The sequence below is a fragment of the Kangiella shandongensis genome, from assembly GCF_020005365.1.
Classification (GTDB): domain Bacteria; phylum Pseudomonadota; class Gammaproteobacteria; order Enterobacterales; family Kangiellaceae; genus Kangiella; species Kangiella shandongensis.
Window position 1 is genome coordinate 94,647 of record NZ_JACNML010000005.1, and the last position, 15,493, is coordinate 110,139.

Sequence of the window (15,493 nt, forward strand, 5' to 3'; positions counted from 1 at the left end):
TTACTCTTTTACAGTTTCTGTCTGTTGAATCGTATTCTTTGGTGGTACCGGATCGTGCCCACCTTCGCAGCCTGGATGACAACGTGCAATACGTTTAACTGTCAACCATGATCCTCTGATGGCACCATGCTGTTGCAATGCTTCGATGGAATACTGAGAACAAGTCGGTGCAAAACGGCACTGATTCCCCATCACGGGACTCAGTACGATTTGATAAAGCCGGACTAATTTAATCAGCAACCACTGCATTTTTTCTTCGCTCGCGACCAAAGTCGATTGAGGTGCTCGAATAATACCGCATTCGACATATCACTACTACCGCGACGCGCTAATAAAACCATGTCGTAGTGTGGCAGGTTATGTTGCATCAACCGGAAAGACTGTCGACAAATCCGTTTCAGTCGGTTTCGTTCAACGGCGTATTTCACATGCTTTTTAGCAACGATTAGCCCAATACGAGGATGATTTAATGAATTTGGCGTAACGAGGAGAGTGAAAGGAGGGCAAACCAACTTGAGCGGCTTACTAAAGACATTTTTATAATCCTCAGCTGTGAGCAAACGACTATCACGCGGAAAGCTTAGTGAATCGCTTTCACGTTCAGTCGATGTATTGCTCACATCAAGGAATTCAAATCGGTACGGTACTATTAAGCGCTTAGACGCTTACGACCTTTAGCGCGACGATTAGCTAAAATCTTACGACCGTTTTTAGTTGCCATACGCGCACGGAAACCGTGAACACGCTTACGCTTAATGACGCTTGGTTGAAATGTTCTTTTCATCTGCTTAACCCAATCAACAGTTACTTCTACACATAGCGAAACGCTACGTGACTCAAGGACGCGGAATTTTATAGGAATTATAAGACGAATGCAATGCTCTGAGCCCTGTTTTTTCAAGGGTTTGCTGCAATAATTCCGCATTTTACTTATTTAGTGCTCGTCAGGGCACAGGAATACCACATCTAGTGTTTTTTAGATAACCTCTTTCCAGGAGGTGTGGATAACTTTAACACAATAATTGAAAAGATCTAATAGGAAAAACCTATAAAAATAAGAAAAACTGGGCTTTCGAGCAGAAAGCCTCAAAATAAAGCTATTATCTTTTTATTTTTAATCCAATCTGAACAAGTTGTCGTGTAATAAATATAAATAAATATTTAAAGATCTTATTATTATTATTAGTCAAGCTGTTTTCTGTTGATAACTCTTTTTTATTATATAATTTCAAAAGCTTATCAAAATGATAAACCCGTTAATTAATTGTCTTTAAGCTAGTGTTTAAATATTTAATAAGTGTTGTTTTTTTACATTTTAGGCTCTTTTGCACAGTTTTTTGCTTTTTTTATACCTTATTTAATAACAGATTGTTCTTTTGGGCGGTGTTTGTTTTGCTTTTGTGTAATTAGTCCCCGATCCTGGTTTTGATACGGTTGACCTATATTTTAATATTTTTCCTAAAACTGTGGATATTTAGTTCATATGGATCTACACTAGCCTGACGCTGTGGAAAAACAGAAGGGTATCCTTAACATTAGCCAATTTTCTATGGTATGTCGTTTTTTAAAACAATATAATAATCAAGGACTTGGAAGCTATTACTATGTCCAATAGCATCTGGCGTAACTGCCTACAACGATTACAATCTGAGTTATCGGTTACCGAATTCAATACTTGGATAAAACCATTGCAGGTTCGAGAGACAGATAAGGAAATGGCTCTATTTGCGCCAAATCCTTTCTTCGTTGACTGGATACGACAGCAATACCTCGATCGAATTACTGAAGTTGTGAGCAGCAAATCTGAGCAGGCTCAACTGCAAATATCATTGCATGTTGGTAATGCGCAAATAGAAACAGTCAGTAGGCAACCTGCGGCTACGCCATCAAAAAGTAATGGTACGAATGGTCATTCCGCTTCCGGTCAGTCCATGGCTAATGCTTCTGGAGCTAACACCAACTTCAATCAGGTAGCGAAGTCGAGTTTTCCTCAGAATAATCTCAATAATAAGTTTACTTTCGGTAACTTTGTTGAAGGTAAGTCTAACCAGCTAGCGCGGGCCGCCGCCGAACAGGTCGCTGAAAATCCCGGCATCTCGTATAATCCGTTACTGATCTATGGCGGTGTTGGTCTCGGTAAAACTCACCTGATGCACTCGGTGGGTAACTTGATTCTTAATGACAAGCCGGATTCCAAAATTGTTTACCTCCATTCTGAGCGTTTTATGGCTAATATGGTTAAAGCGCTACAGAGTAACAGTATGGATGCCTTTAAAAATTATTACCGTTCGGTGGATGCGCTTCTAATTGATGATATTCAGTTTTTTGCCAACAAAGGGCGGACTCAGGAAGAGTTTTTCCATACTTTCAATAACTTAATTGAAAAGAATAAACAGGTTATTATTACCTGTGATCGTTATCCCAAAGAAATTGAGGGGCTGGAGGAAAGGTTAAAATCACGCTTTGGTTGGGGACTAACGGTCGCTATCGAACCGCCGGATCTGGAAACGCGAGTGGCTATTCTAATGAGTAAAGCCAATCAGTCTAAAATCGAGCTGCCGCATGAAGTTGCTTTCTTTATTGCAAAACGCATCCGCTCTAATGTACGTGAACTGGAAGGCGCGCTAAAGCGAGTTATTGCCAACGCTCAGTTTACCGGCCGTGCCATTACCCTGGACTTTGTAAAAGATGCTTTAAAAGATTTGATTGCTGCGCAAGATAAACTGATATCCATTGATAATATTCAAAAAACTGTCGCCAGCTATTACAAGATTAAAGTTTCTGATCTATTATCTAAGAGGCGTAGCCGCTCTATTACTCGGCCGCGTCAGATGGCTATGACGTTAGCTAAAAAATTAACCAATCATAGCTTGCCAGAAATCGGGGATGCATTTGGCGGTCGTGATCACACTACGGTATTACATGCCTGCCGAAAAGTTGACGAATTAAAAAGTGAAAGTGTTGATATTGAAGAGGATTACTCTAATCTATTAAGAACACTATCAACATAATAATTTTCAATAAGGGCTTTCTATAAAGGGTATTCTTATGCGTTTTACCATTACACGGGAACAGTTATTAACACCATTACAATCGGTTAGTGGCGCGGTCGAAAAGCGTCAAACGTTACCAGTTTTATCCAATGTTTTAATGGTGGTTGACGATAGTAAGCTCTCACTAACTGCTACTGATTTGGAGATTGAGCTCAAAGCGCATGTGGAGCTTGAAGGGGAGTTCGAACCAGGAGAAATTACAGTTCCTGCGCGAAAATTACTGGATATCATTAAAAGTCTGGGGGATGGAGAAAGCGTCAAAATTGAGATGGGTGAAAATCGTTTGCGAATTACCACTCCAGGCAGCCGCTTCAATCTGTCGACCATGCCAGCCAATGAATTCCCCAGCCTTGAAGAAACTGCTAGTCTGGCGTCGTTGAATGTGTCACAGCATACCTTAAAAGAATTGATTGAAAAAACACAATTCGCTATGGCGCAGCAAGACGTTCGTTATTATCTTAACGGAATGTTATTTGAGTTTGATGAAGATAGTTTGACCTCGGTGGCTACAGACGGACATCGCCTGGCGCTGTCAAGGGAAGCCGTTAAACTCGAGTTGGATGAACGTGTCAATGCCATTATCCCGCGTAAGGGCGTGGCAGAGCTTGGTCGCCTGTTAGAACACTCAGAAGACGATATCACTTTAAGCCTTGGCTCAAACCATATAAAAATAACCGATTCGGGTTATTCCTTTACCTCTAAACTGGTGGATGGTCGTTTCCCTGAATATGATAAGGTGCTGCCGAGAAACGGTGATAAAGTTGTCATTGCGGATCGAGAAGTATTAAAGGAGTCTCTGTCGCGAGCATCTATTCTCTGTAATGAAAAGTTTCGTGGCGTTCGCTTCATGTTATCCAATGGACAAGTACGCTTGCATGCTAACAATCCCGAACAAGAAGAAGCCGAAGTCGAATTCAGTGTTGAGTACCAGGGGCCGGATCTCGAAATTGGATTCAACGTCAGTTATATGATCGATGTTATGAATACCATTAAAACGGATCAGGTCAAGCTGACTTTTATCGATGCCAATAGCAGTACTCTGATAGAAGAGGTTGATGGCGGCGAAAGTATGTATGTCGTTATGCCGATGCGACTTTAAATGCTTCCGCACTTTACCAGAACCGCATTTTCACTTGTTTTAATCGTTAGTCACTGATAGTGCACATTCATCAATTATCTCTTTCCAATGTGAGAAACCTGGAGCAAACCTCCATGGATTTCTCACCTCGGCTCAATATTATTTATGGTCCCAATGCCGCCGGAAAAAGCAGTATTCTTGAGGCGTTGTATTTATTGGGCAATGGCCGCTCTTTCCGAACAAGCAAACATAGCAAAGTTATTGCTGACAACGAACAACAATTAACCCTGTTCTCACGTTTGAACTCCTGTGGCGTAAATCATCAGCTTGGCGTGTCGCGTAACCGTAGTGGCGATGTCACTATCAAGCTCAACACTGAGTCGGTTAAACAACTTTCCCGTTTAGCAAAGTTATTCCCAACCGAGCTTCTGTCACCGGAGCAGTACGACTTATTGGTGAAGGGCCCAAGCGGTCGACGCAAACAGTTGGACTGGGGAGTGTTCCACGTGGAACATTCTGTCCTTGGTTTGTGGCAAAAGAGTCATAAGCTCCTACAGCATCGGAATCAGTTGCTGAAGCAAAGAGCACCTTATAGTGATGTTGCTGTCTGGGATAAGCAGTTAGTTGACTTATCCACACAAGTTACTCAACTTCGGCGGCAGTATTGTGATAAAATAAGGCCTTTATTTAAACAGTTAAGTCAGCGCTTTTTAACAGGTTTGGACGTCGATATTGATGTCTACCCCGGCTGGTCGGATAAAGACGAGCAGGGGTTAGAAACCCTTTATAAGGTTCAGTTTGTTAAAGATCAGCAACTGGGTTTTACCCAGTCAAGCATTCATAAAGCTGATTTAAAGTTTTACATTGATGAGAAGAAGAAGGCCGGAGATTATCTTTCTCGCGGTCAGCAAAAACTGTTAATAACCGTTTTTAAGCTTGCTCAATTACAGGCAATGCAGCAGTTCGGGCAGCAGACACCGGTATTCTTATTAGATGATATTGGTGCAGAGCTGGATACCCGTCACCAGGAAGCTCTGCTCAACGTATTGGCGGAGCAGCCTCTGGAGCAGCAGATTTTCATCACTTGCGTACATTTAGAACCCCTCAAGGCCTTAATTAGAAGGTATAATGAGGTCAAAGTGTTCCACGTGGAACATGGGGCTATACAAACAGTGACAGAGCTGTAGGTAGCCCTGATGCAACACGATACAACCAGAAGGAATCCTTATGTCGGAAAATAACAATTACGATTCATCGAGCATTAAAGTCCTGAAAGGGCTTGACGCGGTTCGTAAACGACCAGGCATGTACATCGGCGACACTGACGATGGTACCGGCTTGCACCATATGGTGTTTGAGGTCGTAGATAACTCGATTGATGAGGCTCTCGCCGGTCACTGTTCAGATATTATGGTTACCATTCACGATGATAATTCTGTGTCTGTGCGCGATGATGGGCGTGGTATTCCGACAGAAATTCACGAAGAAGAAGGGGTTTCAGCTGCAGAAGTGATCTTAACAGTGCTGCATGCTGGCGGTAAGTTTGATGATAACTCCTATAAAGTTTCTGGCGGTTTACACGGTGTAGGTGTTTCGGTCGTTAACGCTTTATCCGATGAGTTAACTTTAACCATTCGTCGAGGCGGTAAGCGGCATGAGCAGATATATCATTTAGGCGTGCCAGAAAAGCCGCTTGAAGAGGTTGGCGACGCAGAAACAACGGGCACGGAATTACGCTTTAAACCAAGCACTGAAATCTTCAGTGATATCGAGTTTAAGTACGATATCCTGGCTAAGCGACTGAGAGAATTATCATTTCTGAATTCCGGTGTCAGCATTCGCCTGGCGGATGAACGCAGTGGCAAATCCGATCATTTTAAATATGAAGGTGGAATTCAGGCCTTTGTTGAGTACTTGAATCATAATAAAACTCCGATTCATGAAAAGGTTTTTCACTTTACGTCAGAGCGAGAAGAGGATGGTATTACTGTCGAGGTCGCCATGCAGTGGAATGATGGTTTCCAGGAAAGCATTTTCTGTTTTACCAATAATATCCCACAGCGTGATGGCGGTACTCACCTTGCTGGCTTCAGGGCAGCCCTGACACGTGGTTTAAACAGTTTTATGGATTCTGAAGGCTATAATAAAAAAGGCAAAGTCGGAACTACGGGGGACGATGCTCGAGAAGGTTTGACTGCCGTTGTCTCGGTCAAGGTTCCGGATCCAAAGTTTAGTTCTCAGACTAAGGATAAACTGGTTTCCAGCGAAGTGAAAAGTGCTGTCGAGCAAGCCATGGGCGAATACCTGAAGGAATTCTTGCTGGAAAACCCCAATGAGGCGAAGGCCGTCGTCAATAAAATGATTGATGCTGCCAGAGCCCGAGAAGCCGCGAGAAAAGCACGTGAAATGACGCGTCGTAAAGGGGCGCTGGATATTGCAGGTTTACCAGGCAAACTGGCAGACTGTCAGGAAAAAGATCCGGCGCTTTCCGAACTCTATATTGTGGAGGGTGACTCGGCAGGTGGATCGGCTAAACAGGGCCGTGACCGAAAAAACCAGGCGATACTTCCGTTAAAAGGTAAGATTTTAAATGTGGAGAAAGCTCGGTTTGACAAGATGCTGTCATCACAGGAAGTCGGAACGCTGATTACTGCGCTGGGTTGTGGTATTGGGCGTGAAGAGTTTGATCCAGATAAGACCCGTTATCATAGCATTATTATCATGACCGATGCTGACGTTGATGGTGCACACATTCGAACGCTGTTGTTAACATTCTTCTACCGTCAGGTACCGGAGCTTATTGAGCGTGGTTATGTCTATATTGCACAACCGCCTTTATATAAAGTGAAAAAAGGTAAACAGGAAACCTATCTGAAGGATGATGATGCCCTAGAAGCCTACTTAACGAATTTGGCTTTAAACAATACCCAACTATTTACCAGCAAAGATGCGCCCCCAGTCAGTGGTGAACGACTCGAAACATTGGTTACGGAATATCGGGAAGTAAAGAAAACCATCAACCGTGTAGCGAGACGCCTACCCCGCGAAATGCTGGACAAGTTAATCTATCATAAGACCTTGTCAGCAGAGGATATGAAAGATGAGTCTGTGGTCAAGCAGTGGACGGATGTATTAGAAGAAAAGTTGAACGTCGATCGAACCAGTGGCGCTCACCGTTATGAATTTAATATCCGTAAAGATAATGAGTTAAATATCTATATGCCGCACATGATAATGCATCATCATGGCATTGAAAGTGAGTACTTACTTTCAAAGGAGTTCTTTGTTTCTGAGGACTATAAGAAGATAAGCCTTCTAGGAGAACAGCTTGAGAGCTTGATTGAGCCAGGGGCATTTGTAAAGCGTGGCGAAAAGATTGAAGAGGTTGAAACCTTTAGTGAAGTATTAGAATGGTTGATGAACGAAGCTCGTAAGGGCCAATCGATTCAACGCTATAAGGGGTTGGGTGAGATGAATCCCGAGCAGCTCTGGGAGACCACTATGGATCCTGAAACGCGGCGCATGCTGCAGGTCACCATTGAAGATGCGGTAGCGGCGGATCAGTTGTTCACGACACTGATGGGGGATCACGTAGAGCCGCGAAGAGACTTTATTGAGAGTAATGCGTTATCGGTGTCCAATCTCGATATCTAGCACCAAACTTATAGTAAGTCTCAAGCATTAAAAAAGGGTCGCTAAGGCCCTTTTTTATAACAAGCACAGAATATCTAAACGATAAGCTGGGACTTATAGTGTTCAAGCTTGTTTGCAACTTCTTCATCAAGAGATGGGTATTGCATATCAAGACTGTTTAAGGTTTCAAGAATGATATCAGAGACTGCGGCTCGCATCGCTGGTTTGTCATCAGCTGGAATAGAGTACCAGGGCGCCCATGGCGTTGATGTGGACCGTAAACAGTCTTGATAAGCAGACATATAACTATCCCAGAGTTCGCTTTCTTTAAGATCGCTTGGTGAAAACTTCCAATTTTTGTCAGAACATTCGATACGCTTTTTAAAGCGGCGGTGTTGCTCTTCACGTGAAACGTTTAAAAAGAATTTCCGAATAATAGTACCGTTAGTGGCCAAGTGATGTTCGTGATCATTGATAGAGCGAAACCTTTGTTGCCATAAGTTTGTTAAACTATTGTGGCCAAAAGGGTCTTGCTCTAAATCATAATCGAAAGGTAGTTGTTGGGAAGATAGATATTGCGGATGAACTCTAACAACTAAGACTTCCTCGTAATAACTTCGGTTGAAAATGCCAATTCGACCTCGTTGAGGTAATAGTTTATTGGTTCGCCATAAGAAGTCATGGTCTAGCTCTTTCTTAGAGGGCTGTTTAAAGCTGGATACTTGAAAACCCGCAGGATTGACTCCGCGAAAAACGTGACGAATGGTGCTGTCTTTGCCTGCGGCATCCATAGCTTGAAAAATTAAAAGTACCGAAAACTTATCATGCGCATAAAGTTTTTGTTGTGCCTCATAAAGTTTTTTACGGTTCGTTTTATATATTTTCTTATAGTGATCTTTATCTTTTAAATCCTTAACCGAGGTTGAGGCTGACTTTAAATCAAAAGAATTATCACACAAAAAAGGATGGTCGGTTACAGGAAACATAAAACTCCTTTAATATGAATATTTTACAAAACTTATGCTTTGCTTCCTTGTTTATACCTTAAAAATACGTAATATGAAAAGAGTTAATGGTTAACGATAAAAAACAAAGGAGAAAAATATGTCAGTAGCAAAGGTTACCGAAATTATTGTTGAGTCGGAAAAAAGTTTTGAAGATGCTGTAGTGCAAGGGGTAAAACGAGCAAACAAAACCCTTGATCAAGTTAAAGCAGCATGGATTAAAGAACAACAGGCTGTCATCGACAACGGTGAAGTGGTTGGTTTCCGAGTAGTACTAAAAGTAACATTCTTACTAAAAGATTAAAGATAACTTTATAATAAGTTTTTACTTAGAACTATGTATAAAGAGGGTGCATAGCGCACCCTTTTTGCTGTTTAAATTTTAGATGTTTTTTATATAGTTGTGCTTCGTAAAAACAGCGTTAATTACTTACTACCCGTTAAAGAGCCGAGTATTCCGCGCAGAAGTTTTTTTCCTAAATTAGAGCCCAGTGTTCTGACTAGAGTTTTTAAGAAGGCTTCTCCAATTCCCTGGCGGTTAGAACGGCGCGTTTTTTTCTTGCGCGCGGCTTTGGCTTTTTCTTCTTTTTCGCGCAGGCGTTTGGCTTCTTCCATTTCTTTTTGCTGACGCTCTTTAAGTTGTTCTTCTTTTGCCAGTAAAATTTCGTAAGCTGACTCACGATCAACCGCTTCATCATAAAGACCATGGACGGGCGAGGCTTTAAAGACCGTTTCACGTTCTTTATCGTCCAAGGGGCCGATGCGTGATTCCGGCGGACAAATTAAGGTTTGTTCGACGATACTGGGCCGTCCTTTTTCATCCAGTACCGATACCAATGCTTCACCAACGCCAAGTTGTGTAATAAGTGATTCGGTATCTAGTTCAGGATTCGGTCGAAAAGTTTCTGCGGCAGTTTTAACGGCTTTAAAATCTCTAGGGGTGAAAGCTCGAAGCGCATGTTGAATGCGGTTACCAAGTTGCCCCAAGACATCGTCTGGGATATCGGTTGGGTGCTGGGTAATAAAGAAGACCCCAACACCTTTAGAACGAATTAAACGAACCACTTGCTCAATACGGTCGAGTAGTGCTTTAGGGGCGTTTTCAAATAACAGGTGAGCTTCGTCAAAAAAGAATACCAGGCGAGGTTTATCAGGATCACCCACTTCTTCCATCTCTTCGAACAGTTCTGATAAAAGCCATAGCAAAAACGTGGAGTAAATCCGCGGGTTCAGCATCAGTTCTTTACTGTGCAGGATATTAATCAGGCCTCGCCCTGAGGTGTCGGTTCGCATCATATCCTGAATATTCAAAGCAGGCTCACCAAAAAACTGATCACCGCCTGAGTTTTCGAGAACTAGTAAGCGACGGACAATTGCAGCAACGCTTTGCGGTGAAACGTTACCGTATTCGCGCATAATCTCTTTGCGGTTATCGCTAAGCCAGTTGAGCATCGACCGTAAGTCCTTGATGTCCAATAATAAAAGGCCTTGTTCATCGGCAATATCAAAGGCAATATGGAGGACGCCCTCCTGGGTATCGTTAAGCTCTAAAAGGTTAGAAAGAAGGATTGGGCCCATTTCGGAAATCGTGGTGCGTACCGGGTGGCCATGCTTGCCAAAAACGTCCCAAAAAATAACCGGATTATCGTGGGGCTGGTAGTCGGGGATGCCGATTTTTTCGATACGCTCGTCAATCTTAGGGTGGGAACCGGCGGCGCTGGCAATGCCAGATAAGTCGCCTTTAACGTCTGCGGTAAAGACTGGCACCCCCATTTTGGAGAAGCCTTCGGCCAGAACCTGCATGGTCACGGTTTTACCGGTACCTGTTGCGCCTGCAATTAAACCATGGCGGTTGGCCATTTGCGGCTTGAGCCGGATCTGTTTCTGTTGAGGGTTAGCGCCAATTAACAGCATGGTGGTTGTCTGGTTATGATTATTAGAATTAGGTTATACCAAGACTAGGAAAAGGCAAGTGTGTATTTGGTTCGTGAGGCTAATAAAAGAGTAGGTATAAAGGTGTATTTTAAATGTGGGATAACATAAGGAAATGCTAATAAAAGCTATAGCTGAGAGTTAACTAATTGATTATTAAAATAAAAACACCTCTGGTAAGACCTCTTTAAAATGTTAAATTTATCACAAAATAAATCTGTGGAACTTCTTGTAAAGAAGAGTTAAATCCTTTGCTATGTTTAAGTCACTAAAAAAGTGATGGATTAATATACAAAAACAAGGAGATACCATGTTTCAAAGCAAGTCTATGAAAACGGTTGTTGCGTCTGCGATAGCCATACTTGTCGTTTCAGGATGTGAACTCACTGGTGAAGGAAAGTTTACTGGCGGTGGTCATATGAACTCTGCTGGTGGCGATAAAAATGCTGTCTTCACGTTTAACGTAAAAAAATGTGATGGTATGGATGCCACGGGAAAAGTGAACTATCAGGATCAGTCCGCGATTGATTTTGAAGACATTGGCGGTGTGAAGTTAAAGGCCGAGGTGACGGATTTTGGTTTGTGTACTATGGACCTTTCGAACCCTGATTTAGCTTTTGAATGTAGCTGTCTAGATCAGTATGAAGCGCAATTTACTTATGAATCGAGTAATCCTGGTGCACCTGGCAGTGGCACTGGTTATGCCTGTTTCGTTGATACCGGTGAAGGTAAAGGCAACTTTCACGGTGCGATAACAGCATTCAGTTTAAGCGATGGTCCATTCGATGGTTATTTAAACCACGGTACTTTAAATGGGAACGTACAGGATCATGGCTGCCCAAGCAGCGATGAAGAAACAGAATAAACAAGGAGTGAATAATGTTTAAGAAAAGTTTAATAACGTTATTAATAAGCGGTGCCGTTGTGGCACAGGCGGATCAAACTGATGATATACGTCTGGTGTTCGAATACAACCAGGGCAAGAAAGAAGCCTTGGTTAATCAAGTGAAAGCTGCTGGAGGGCAAATTAATATTGAGCTGGATGAGGATAATTCTTTTGCAGCCACCATTAGTAAACACACCTTCAAGCAATTAAAAAAGTCTAAGGTCATTAAATCCGTAGAAATAGATGCGGTAAGAAAATTTATTCCGTCAGACTTTGAGACCGAAAGCTTCACCGATTTTGCGCCTTATGGTTTAGCCATGGTACAGGCCGATCAGCTGACGTATCAGGGCGGCGTCAAAGTTTGTATTATGGATACGGGCTATTCGTTAGGACATTCGGATTTACCGGCTACCGGTGTTGATGGCGAGAGTGAAGGGGCGGGTCCCTGGAACGTTGATGGTCACGGTCATGGTACCCATGTTGCAGGTACCATTGCTGCGCTGGACGGCAACGGTGGCCTGACTGGTGTACTCGGTTCGGGTTCTCCTGAACTGCATATTGTACGCGTATTTGATAGTGGCGGTGGCTTTGTCTATGCCTCTGATTTAGCCGGTGCTGCTTCAGACTGTGCGGATGCTGGTGCAAAAGTTATCAATATGAGCCTAGGCGGTGCTTTTGCAACTAAAGTTGAACAGCGTGCGTTCGATAGAGTGGAAAAAGCAGGTGTTATTTCTGTCGCTGCAGCCGGTAACGATGGTAACTCTACTCACTCCTATCCTGCGTCCTATGACTCGGTCGTGTCAGTCGCTGCAGTAGATGATACAGAGACGGTTGCAGACTTCTCGCAGACGACGACACAGGTTGAGTTAGCAGCGCCGGGCGTGGACGTACTATCAACCTATCCAGGAGATGCGTATGCATATGCTTCGGGTACTTCAATGGCATCGCCGCATACGGCGGGTGTAACGGCGTTGGTATGGAGTCATTTCCCTAACTGTAATAACTATGAGATCCGAAATGCGTTAGGCGCATCGGCGAAAGATCTGGGCGATCCAGGTCGAGATTACTCTTATGGTTATGGTCTGGTACAGGCTAAAGCTGCTTATGACTACCTGATGGCTAATGGCTGTGATGGTAAAGGCAAGAAGTAATCCAGAAAACTCACCAAATAAGGGGCCTGTGGCCCCTTTGTTTTATTTATTTTTCGAACTCTTGCAGTTTTTTCTCGAGATCGTCAAGTTTTTGACGGGTACGCAACAGTACCTGCGTTTGCGTATCAAACTCTTCGCGAGAAACCAGATCTAATTTCGTCAGCTGAGTTTGTAAAACTTGCTTGAACTGCTGACTCATTTCATTTTTTGCCGTTTTAAGACGCTCTGGAACAGCGTCCGATAATTTTTGAGCGATATCATCGAGTTTTTTAGGATCAATCATAGTATTACCATAAAGCAGGTTTGATGCGTGCTAAATATAAAATGGTGGCAAAGCTGATAATTGCAAGGGTAAAGCTAGTGCCCCGAATAGCTGCACTTTGGGTTTTAAAGGCTACGATACCAAAGACAATATAAAGCACGATCATGACAAGCTTAATCGCAAGCCAGGAAGTCACGACACCGCCATACCAGGTAGCCAACAGGACAATACCACTGGTGAGTAACAAAGTATCGATCACATGGGGAGTAATTTTCACCCACTTTTTATTCAGCATCGGACTTTGTTTGAAGAGCCAGACGCTACGCACTAAAAAACCAATAATGGTAATAAAAGCCAATGTCATGTGGATGTGTTTAAACGCTATCATCGGACACCTTTATGCTTAATTGTTGTTTGTTTTGATACGCCTCAATCGAGGACAGAAATGAATCGAGCTGATCTTGCGGTACTTCGGCGTGAATAGCAACTTTATCGCTAAAGTTTTCGCTAATGTTTTGTGCCTGATGCTCTTCCAGTAGATAGCGCAGCTGATTTTGCAGTTCATAGCTGGTGATGAGATCGATCTCGCTAGTGTATATTCGATTGTGAGCGCTCACTCTCTCTAGAGCTTCTTTAACACCACTACTATAAGCACGGGCAAGGCCACCAGTACCTAATTTGGTGCCACCAAAATAGCGGGTAACGACGACGGTAATATCACCCAGATCAGAGTGTTTTAACACGTTTAACATCGGCATCCCGGCCGTGCCGCTTGGTTCACCGTCATCGGAACAGGCCATCAACGTCGTGCTTTCCGGATTGCCGACGATATAAGCCCAGCAGTGATGGGTTGCATCGGGTTCGTCGATATTGAGCTGTTTGATAAAGGCCTTTGCCTGCTCAACGGTAGGTGTGAATACCGAGCGTGTGATAAAGCGGCTGCCTTTAATGATTTCTTCAAAGGTACAAGGCTCGCTTACCGGATGGGCTGGCACCCGGTAAGCGGCCAGAGGAGACGCCCCTGACGCGGCGGAAGTTTTGCTCATTTATTTGAGGTGAGCTCGAGTCAGGTTGCGATGACCATCCGCTGTTACCGCGATGTCATCCTCAATACGAATGCCGCCAAATGGACGGAACTCTTCAATTCGATCCCAGTTAATGCTGGAGCTGTGTTCGCTTGCTTTCAGATCGGCCAGCAATGATTTGATGAAATACAGGCCAGGCTCAACCGTTAAGAGCTGGTTCTCTTCGATTGGGCGTGTGTTACGCAAGAACGGATGCTCTTGTGGTGGTGGCGCTGGATCGCCGTCGGCATTAGACTGGTGACCGCCTACATCGTGAACCTGAAGCCCTATCTGGTGACCGAGGCCATGTGGGAAGAAGGTGCGGGTAACGCTATTTTCGACCATTGCTTCTGGGCTCATGTCGCAGATCTTGAACTGATTCAGTACCTTAGCAATCGCAAGGTGGGTATCAATATGAAGATCAACGTATGACTGACCTGGCTTGACGCGATCGACAATGCTCAGGTGCAGTTTTTCCATGGTATCGATCAATTCAGCAAACTCAGTATTTTTATCAAAAGCGTAAGTCCGAGTGATGTCCGCATCATAGCTGTTATAACGGGCACCGGCGTCGATGAGGAAAGTGCGGTGCTCGCTTGGGCGCTCAGTATCGTAATGCATATAGTGCAGAATCGAAGCGTTTTCATTCAAAGCAACAATGCTGTTGTATGGCAGCTGCGCTTCGTGGTGGCCGCTGGCCAATAAATAAGCCAAATGAATCTCGAGCTCGGAACCCTGGTTGTAGAACATGTCACGTGCTGCCATGTGGCCCATGGCGGCACGTTTATTAGCTAATGCCGAACACTCGATTTCGTAAGCGGTCTTAGTCGCACGATGCCAGTTGATCTCATTGATCAGGTTGCCCGGGTTAATGGCGTCGAAATCTTCGTCGAGGAATGGATAAGCCATTTCTCCAATAAAGGCAATATTGCCGCTGGAAGGCATAAAAGCACGCACTTCATCTTTCTTACGCATCATTTTGATGTCGAAGTGTTCAACCCAGAAGCCATCCGGATCTCCGGCAACTTTATGCCAAAAATCAACAGGTTGGTAATAACATAAGGTACGCTCACCCTTGGCCGAGATGATGACGGTACTGTCGTGCAGATCATCGTGCGGTATAAAGCTATTAAAGTGGAAGTTAGACTTGAACGGGTAAGACATGTCGTCCAGAAAAATTCCGTGCATGGAACCGGCCGGGATCAACAGATGATCAAAGCCATGACGCTGCATCGCTTCCTGATAACGCTTGGTGATCGTTTCAATGTGTTGATCGTACAATGGTTTTAGCTGTGAATCGGTCATAAAAACTACCGTGTTGGCTATGAATATAATAGGCGTCATTATTCCAGATCCAGCGGTTGATCAGCAAGGAAAGAATAACTTTGTGATGCGACGCTAGCAACATGCTTTCGATCTGTGGAAAAGTT

At 43.7% G+C, this 15,493-nt stretch carries 16 protein-coding genes; 7 read left to right on the forward strand and 9 right to left on the reverse strand.

The window, feature by feature from the left end; translation table 11 throughout:
* The 3 genes from yidD to rpmH are packed head-to-tail and all read right to left on the reverse strand — an operon-like array spanning nt 1 to nt 784.
* A complete protein-coding gene (yidD, locus tag H7708_RS07070; protein ID WP_223669795.1) occupies nt 1-249 on the reverse strand; it encodes a membrane protein insertion efficiency factor YidD in 249 nt (82 codons plus the stop codon).
* On the reverse strand, nt 234-620 hold the full coding sequence (gene rnpA, locus H7708_RS07075; protein WP_223669796.1) for a ribonuclease P protein component: 387 nt from the start codon (nt 618-620) through the stop codon (nt 234-236). Before rnpA ends, yidD begins: the two co-directional genes overlap by 16 nt.
* 29 nt (nt 621-649) lie before the next feature.
* Nucleotides 650-784 carry a 50S ribosomal protein L34 gene (gene rpmH / locus H7708_RS07080; protein WP_046562175.1) on the reverse strand — a complete coding sequence of 45 codons (135 nt, stop codon included), beginning with the start codon at nt 782-784 and terminating at the stop codon, nt 650-652.
* Between the two features lie 820 nt (nt 785-1,604).
* Here rpmH and dnaA point away from each other — a divergent pair.
* Genes dnaA through gyrB form a run of 4 tightly spaced genes read left to right on the forward strand, consistent with a single transcriptional unit; the run spans nt 1,605 to nt 7,785 of the window.
* Entirely contained in the window at nt 1,605-3,011 is a 1,407-nt protein-coding gene (dnaA, locus tag H7708_RS07085) for a chromosomal replication initiator protein DnaA (RefSeq protein WP_223669797.1), read from the forward strand.
* A gap of 37 nt (nt 3,012-3,048) precedes the next feature.
* On the forward strand, nt 3,049-4,152 hold the full coding sequence (gene dnaN, locus H7708_RS07090; RefSeq protein WP_223669798.1) for a DNA polymerase III subunit beta: 1,104 nt from the start codon (nt 3,049-3,051) through the stop codon (nt 4,150-4,152).
* A gap of 59 nt (nt 4,153-4,211) precedes the next feature.
* The gene (recF, locus tag H7708_RS07095) at nt 4,212-5,318 is read left to right on the forward strand and encodes a DNA replication/repair protein RecF (protein WP_223669799.1); all 1,107 of its coding nucleotides are present in this window, start codon (nt 4,212-4,214) and stop codon (nt 5,316-5,318) included.
* Nucleotides 5,319-5,358: 40 nt separating this feature from the next.
* Complete coding sequence (gene gyrB / locus H7708_RS07100; protein WP_223669800.1) at nt 5,359-7,785, forward strand: DNA topoisomerase (ATP-hydrolyzing) subunit B; 2,427 nt, start codon at nt 5,359-5,361, stop codon at nt 7,783-7,785.
* A gap of 74 nt (nt 7,786-7,859) precedes the next feature.
* Here the strand turns inward: gyrB and H7708_RS07105 are convergent, their stop codons facing one another.
* A complete protein-coding gene (locus tag H7708_RS07105) occupies nt 7,860-8,750 on the reverse strand; it encodes a PPK2 family polyphosphate kinase (RefSeq protein WP_223669801.1) in 891 nt (296 codons plus the stop codon).
* Nucleotides 8,751-8,868: 118 nt separating this feature from the next.
* Here H7708_RS07105 and H7708_RS07110 point away from each other — a divergent pair, with 118 nt between their 5' ends.
* The gene (locus tag H7708_RS07110; RefSeq protein WP_223669802.1) at nt 8,869-9,072 is read left to right on the forward strand and encodes a dodecin family protein; all 204 of its coding nucleotides are present in this window, start codon (nt 8,869-8,871) and stop codon (nt 9,070-9,072) included.
* A gap of 122 nt (nt 9,073-9,194) precedes the next feature.
* Here the strand turns inward: H7708_RS07110 and H7708_RS07115 are convergent, their stop codons facing one another.
* Complete coding sequence (locus tag H7708_RS07115) at nt 9,195-10,682, reverse strand: helicase HerA-like C-terminal domain-containing protein (protein ID WP_223669803.1); 1,488 nt, start codon at nt 10,680-10,682, stop codon at nt 9,195-9,197.
* A gap of 328 nt (nt 10,683-11,010) precedes the next feature.
* Here H7708_RS07115 and H7708_RS07120 point away from each other — a divergent pair, with 328 nt between their 5' ends.
* Entirely contained in the window at nt 11,011-11,565 is a 555-nt protein-coding gene (locus H7708_RS07120; RefSeq protein WP_223669804.1) for a hypothetical protein, read from the forward strand.
* Nucleotides 11,566-11,579: 14 nt separating this feature from the next.
* On the forward strand, nt 11,580-12,737 hold the full coding sequence (locus H7708_RS07125) for a S8 family peptidase (protein WP_223669806.1): 1,158 nt from the start codon (nt 11,580-11,582) through the stop codon (nt 12,735-12,737).
* 46 nt (nt 12,738-12,783) lie between these two features.
* Here H7708_RS07125 and ubiK read toward each other — a convergent pair whose 3' ends face one another.
* Genes ubiK through pepQ form a run of 4 tightly spaced genes read right to left on the reverse strand, consistent with a single transcriptional unit; the run spans nt 12,784 to nt 15,368 of the window.
* On the reverse strand, nt 12,784-13,020 hold the full coding sequence (gene ubiK, locus H7708_RS07130) for a ubiquinone biosynthesis accessory factor UbiK (protein ID WP_223669808.1): 237 nt from the start codon (nt 13,018-13,020) through the stop codon (nt 12,784-12,786).
* 4 nt (nt 13,021-13,024) lie between these two features.
* Nucleotides 13,025-13,387 (reverse strand): SirB2 family protein, encoded by a 363-nt coding sequence (locus tag H7708_RS07135; RefSeq protein WP_223669809.1) that lies wholly within the window; start codon nt 13,385-13,387, stop codon nt 13,025-13,027.
* Nucleotides 13,374-14,045: a YigZ family protein gene (locus H7708_RS07140; RefSeq protein WP_223669811.1), complete on the reverse strand. Its 672-nt coding sequence runs from the start codon at nt 14,043-14,045 to the stop codon at nt 13,374-13,376. The genes H7708_RS07135 and H7708_RS07140 overlap by 14 nt, the downstream gene beginning before the upstream one ends.
* Nucleotides 14,046-15,368: a Xaa-Pro dipeptidase gene (gene pepQ / locus H7708_RS07145; protein WP_223669812.1), complete on the reverse strand. Its 1,323-nt coding sequence runs from the start codon at nt 15,366-15,368 to the stop codon at nt 14,046-14,048. It lies immediately after the preceding gene.
* Nucleotides 15,369-15,493 lie beyond the last annotated feature (125 nt).

Excerpts from the sequence above, each read along its gene's own strand:
- yidD (WP_223669795.1), bottom strand. The coding sequence starts at position 249 with ATGCAGTGGTTGCTGATTAAATTAGTCCGGCTTTATCAAATCGTACTG.
- rpmH (WP_046562175.1), bottom strand. The coding sequence starts at position 784 with ATGAAAAGAACATTTCAACCAAGCGTCATTAAGCGTAAGCGTGTTCAC.
- dnaA (WP_223669797.1), top strand. The coding sequence starts at position 1,605 with ATGTCCAATAGCATCTGGCGTAACTGCCTACAACGATTACAATCTGAG.
- dnaN (WP_223669798.1), top strand. The coding sequence starts at position 3,049 with ATGCGTTTTACCATTACACGGGAACAGTTATTAACACCATTACAATCG.
- gyrB (WP_223669800.1), top strand. The coding sequence starts at position 5,359 with ATGTCGGAAAATAACAATTACGATTCATCGAGCATTAAAGTCCTGAAA.
- H7708_RS07105 (WP_223669801.1), bottom strand. The coding sequence starts at position 8,750 with ATGTTTCCTGTAACCGACCATCCTTTTTTGTGTGATAATTCTTTTGAT.
- H7708_RS07110 (WP_223669802.1), top strand. The coding sequence starts at position 8,869 with ATGTCAGTAGCAAAGGTTACCGAAATTATTGTTGAGTCGGAAAAAAGT.
- H7708_RS07115 (WP_223669803.1), bottom strand. The coding sequence starts at position 10,682 with ATGCTGTTAATTGGCGCTAACCCTCAACAGAAACAGATCCGGCTCAAG.
- H7708_RS07120 (WP_223669804.1), top strand. The coding sequence starts at position 11,011 with ATGTTTCAAAGCAAGTCTATGAAAACGGTTGTTGCGTCTGCGATAGCC.
- H7708_RS07125 (WP_223669806.1), top strand. The coding sequence starts at position 11,580 with ATGTTTAAGAAAAGTTTAATAACGTTATTAATAAGCGGTGCCGTTGTG.
- ubiK (WP_223669808.1), bottom strand. The coding sequence starts at position 13,020 with ATGATTGATCCTAAAAAACTCGATGATATCGCTCAAAAATTATCGGAC.
- H7708_RS07135 (WP_223669809.1), bottom strand. The coding sequence starts at position 13,387 with ATGATAGCGTTTAAACACATCCACATGACATTGGCTTTTATTACCATT.
- H7708_RS07140 (WP_223669811.1), bottom strand. The coding sequence starts at position 14,045 with ATGAGCAAAACTTCCGCCGCGTCAGGGGCGTCTCCTCTGGCCGCTTAC.
- pepQ (WP_223669812.1), bottom strand. The coding sequence starts at position 15,368 with ATGACCGATTCACAGCTAAAACCATTGTACGATCAACACATTGAAACG.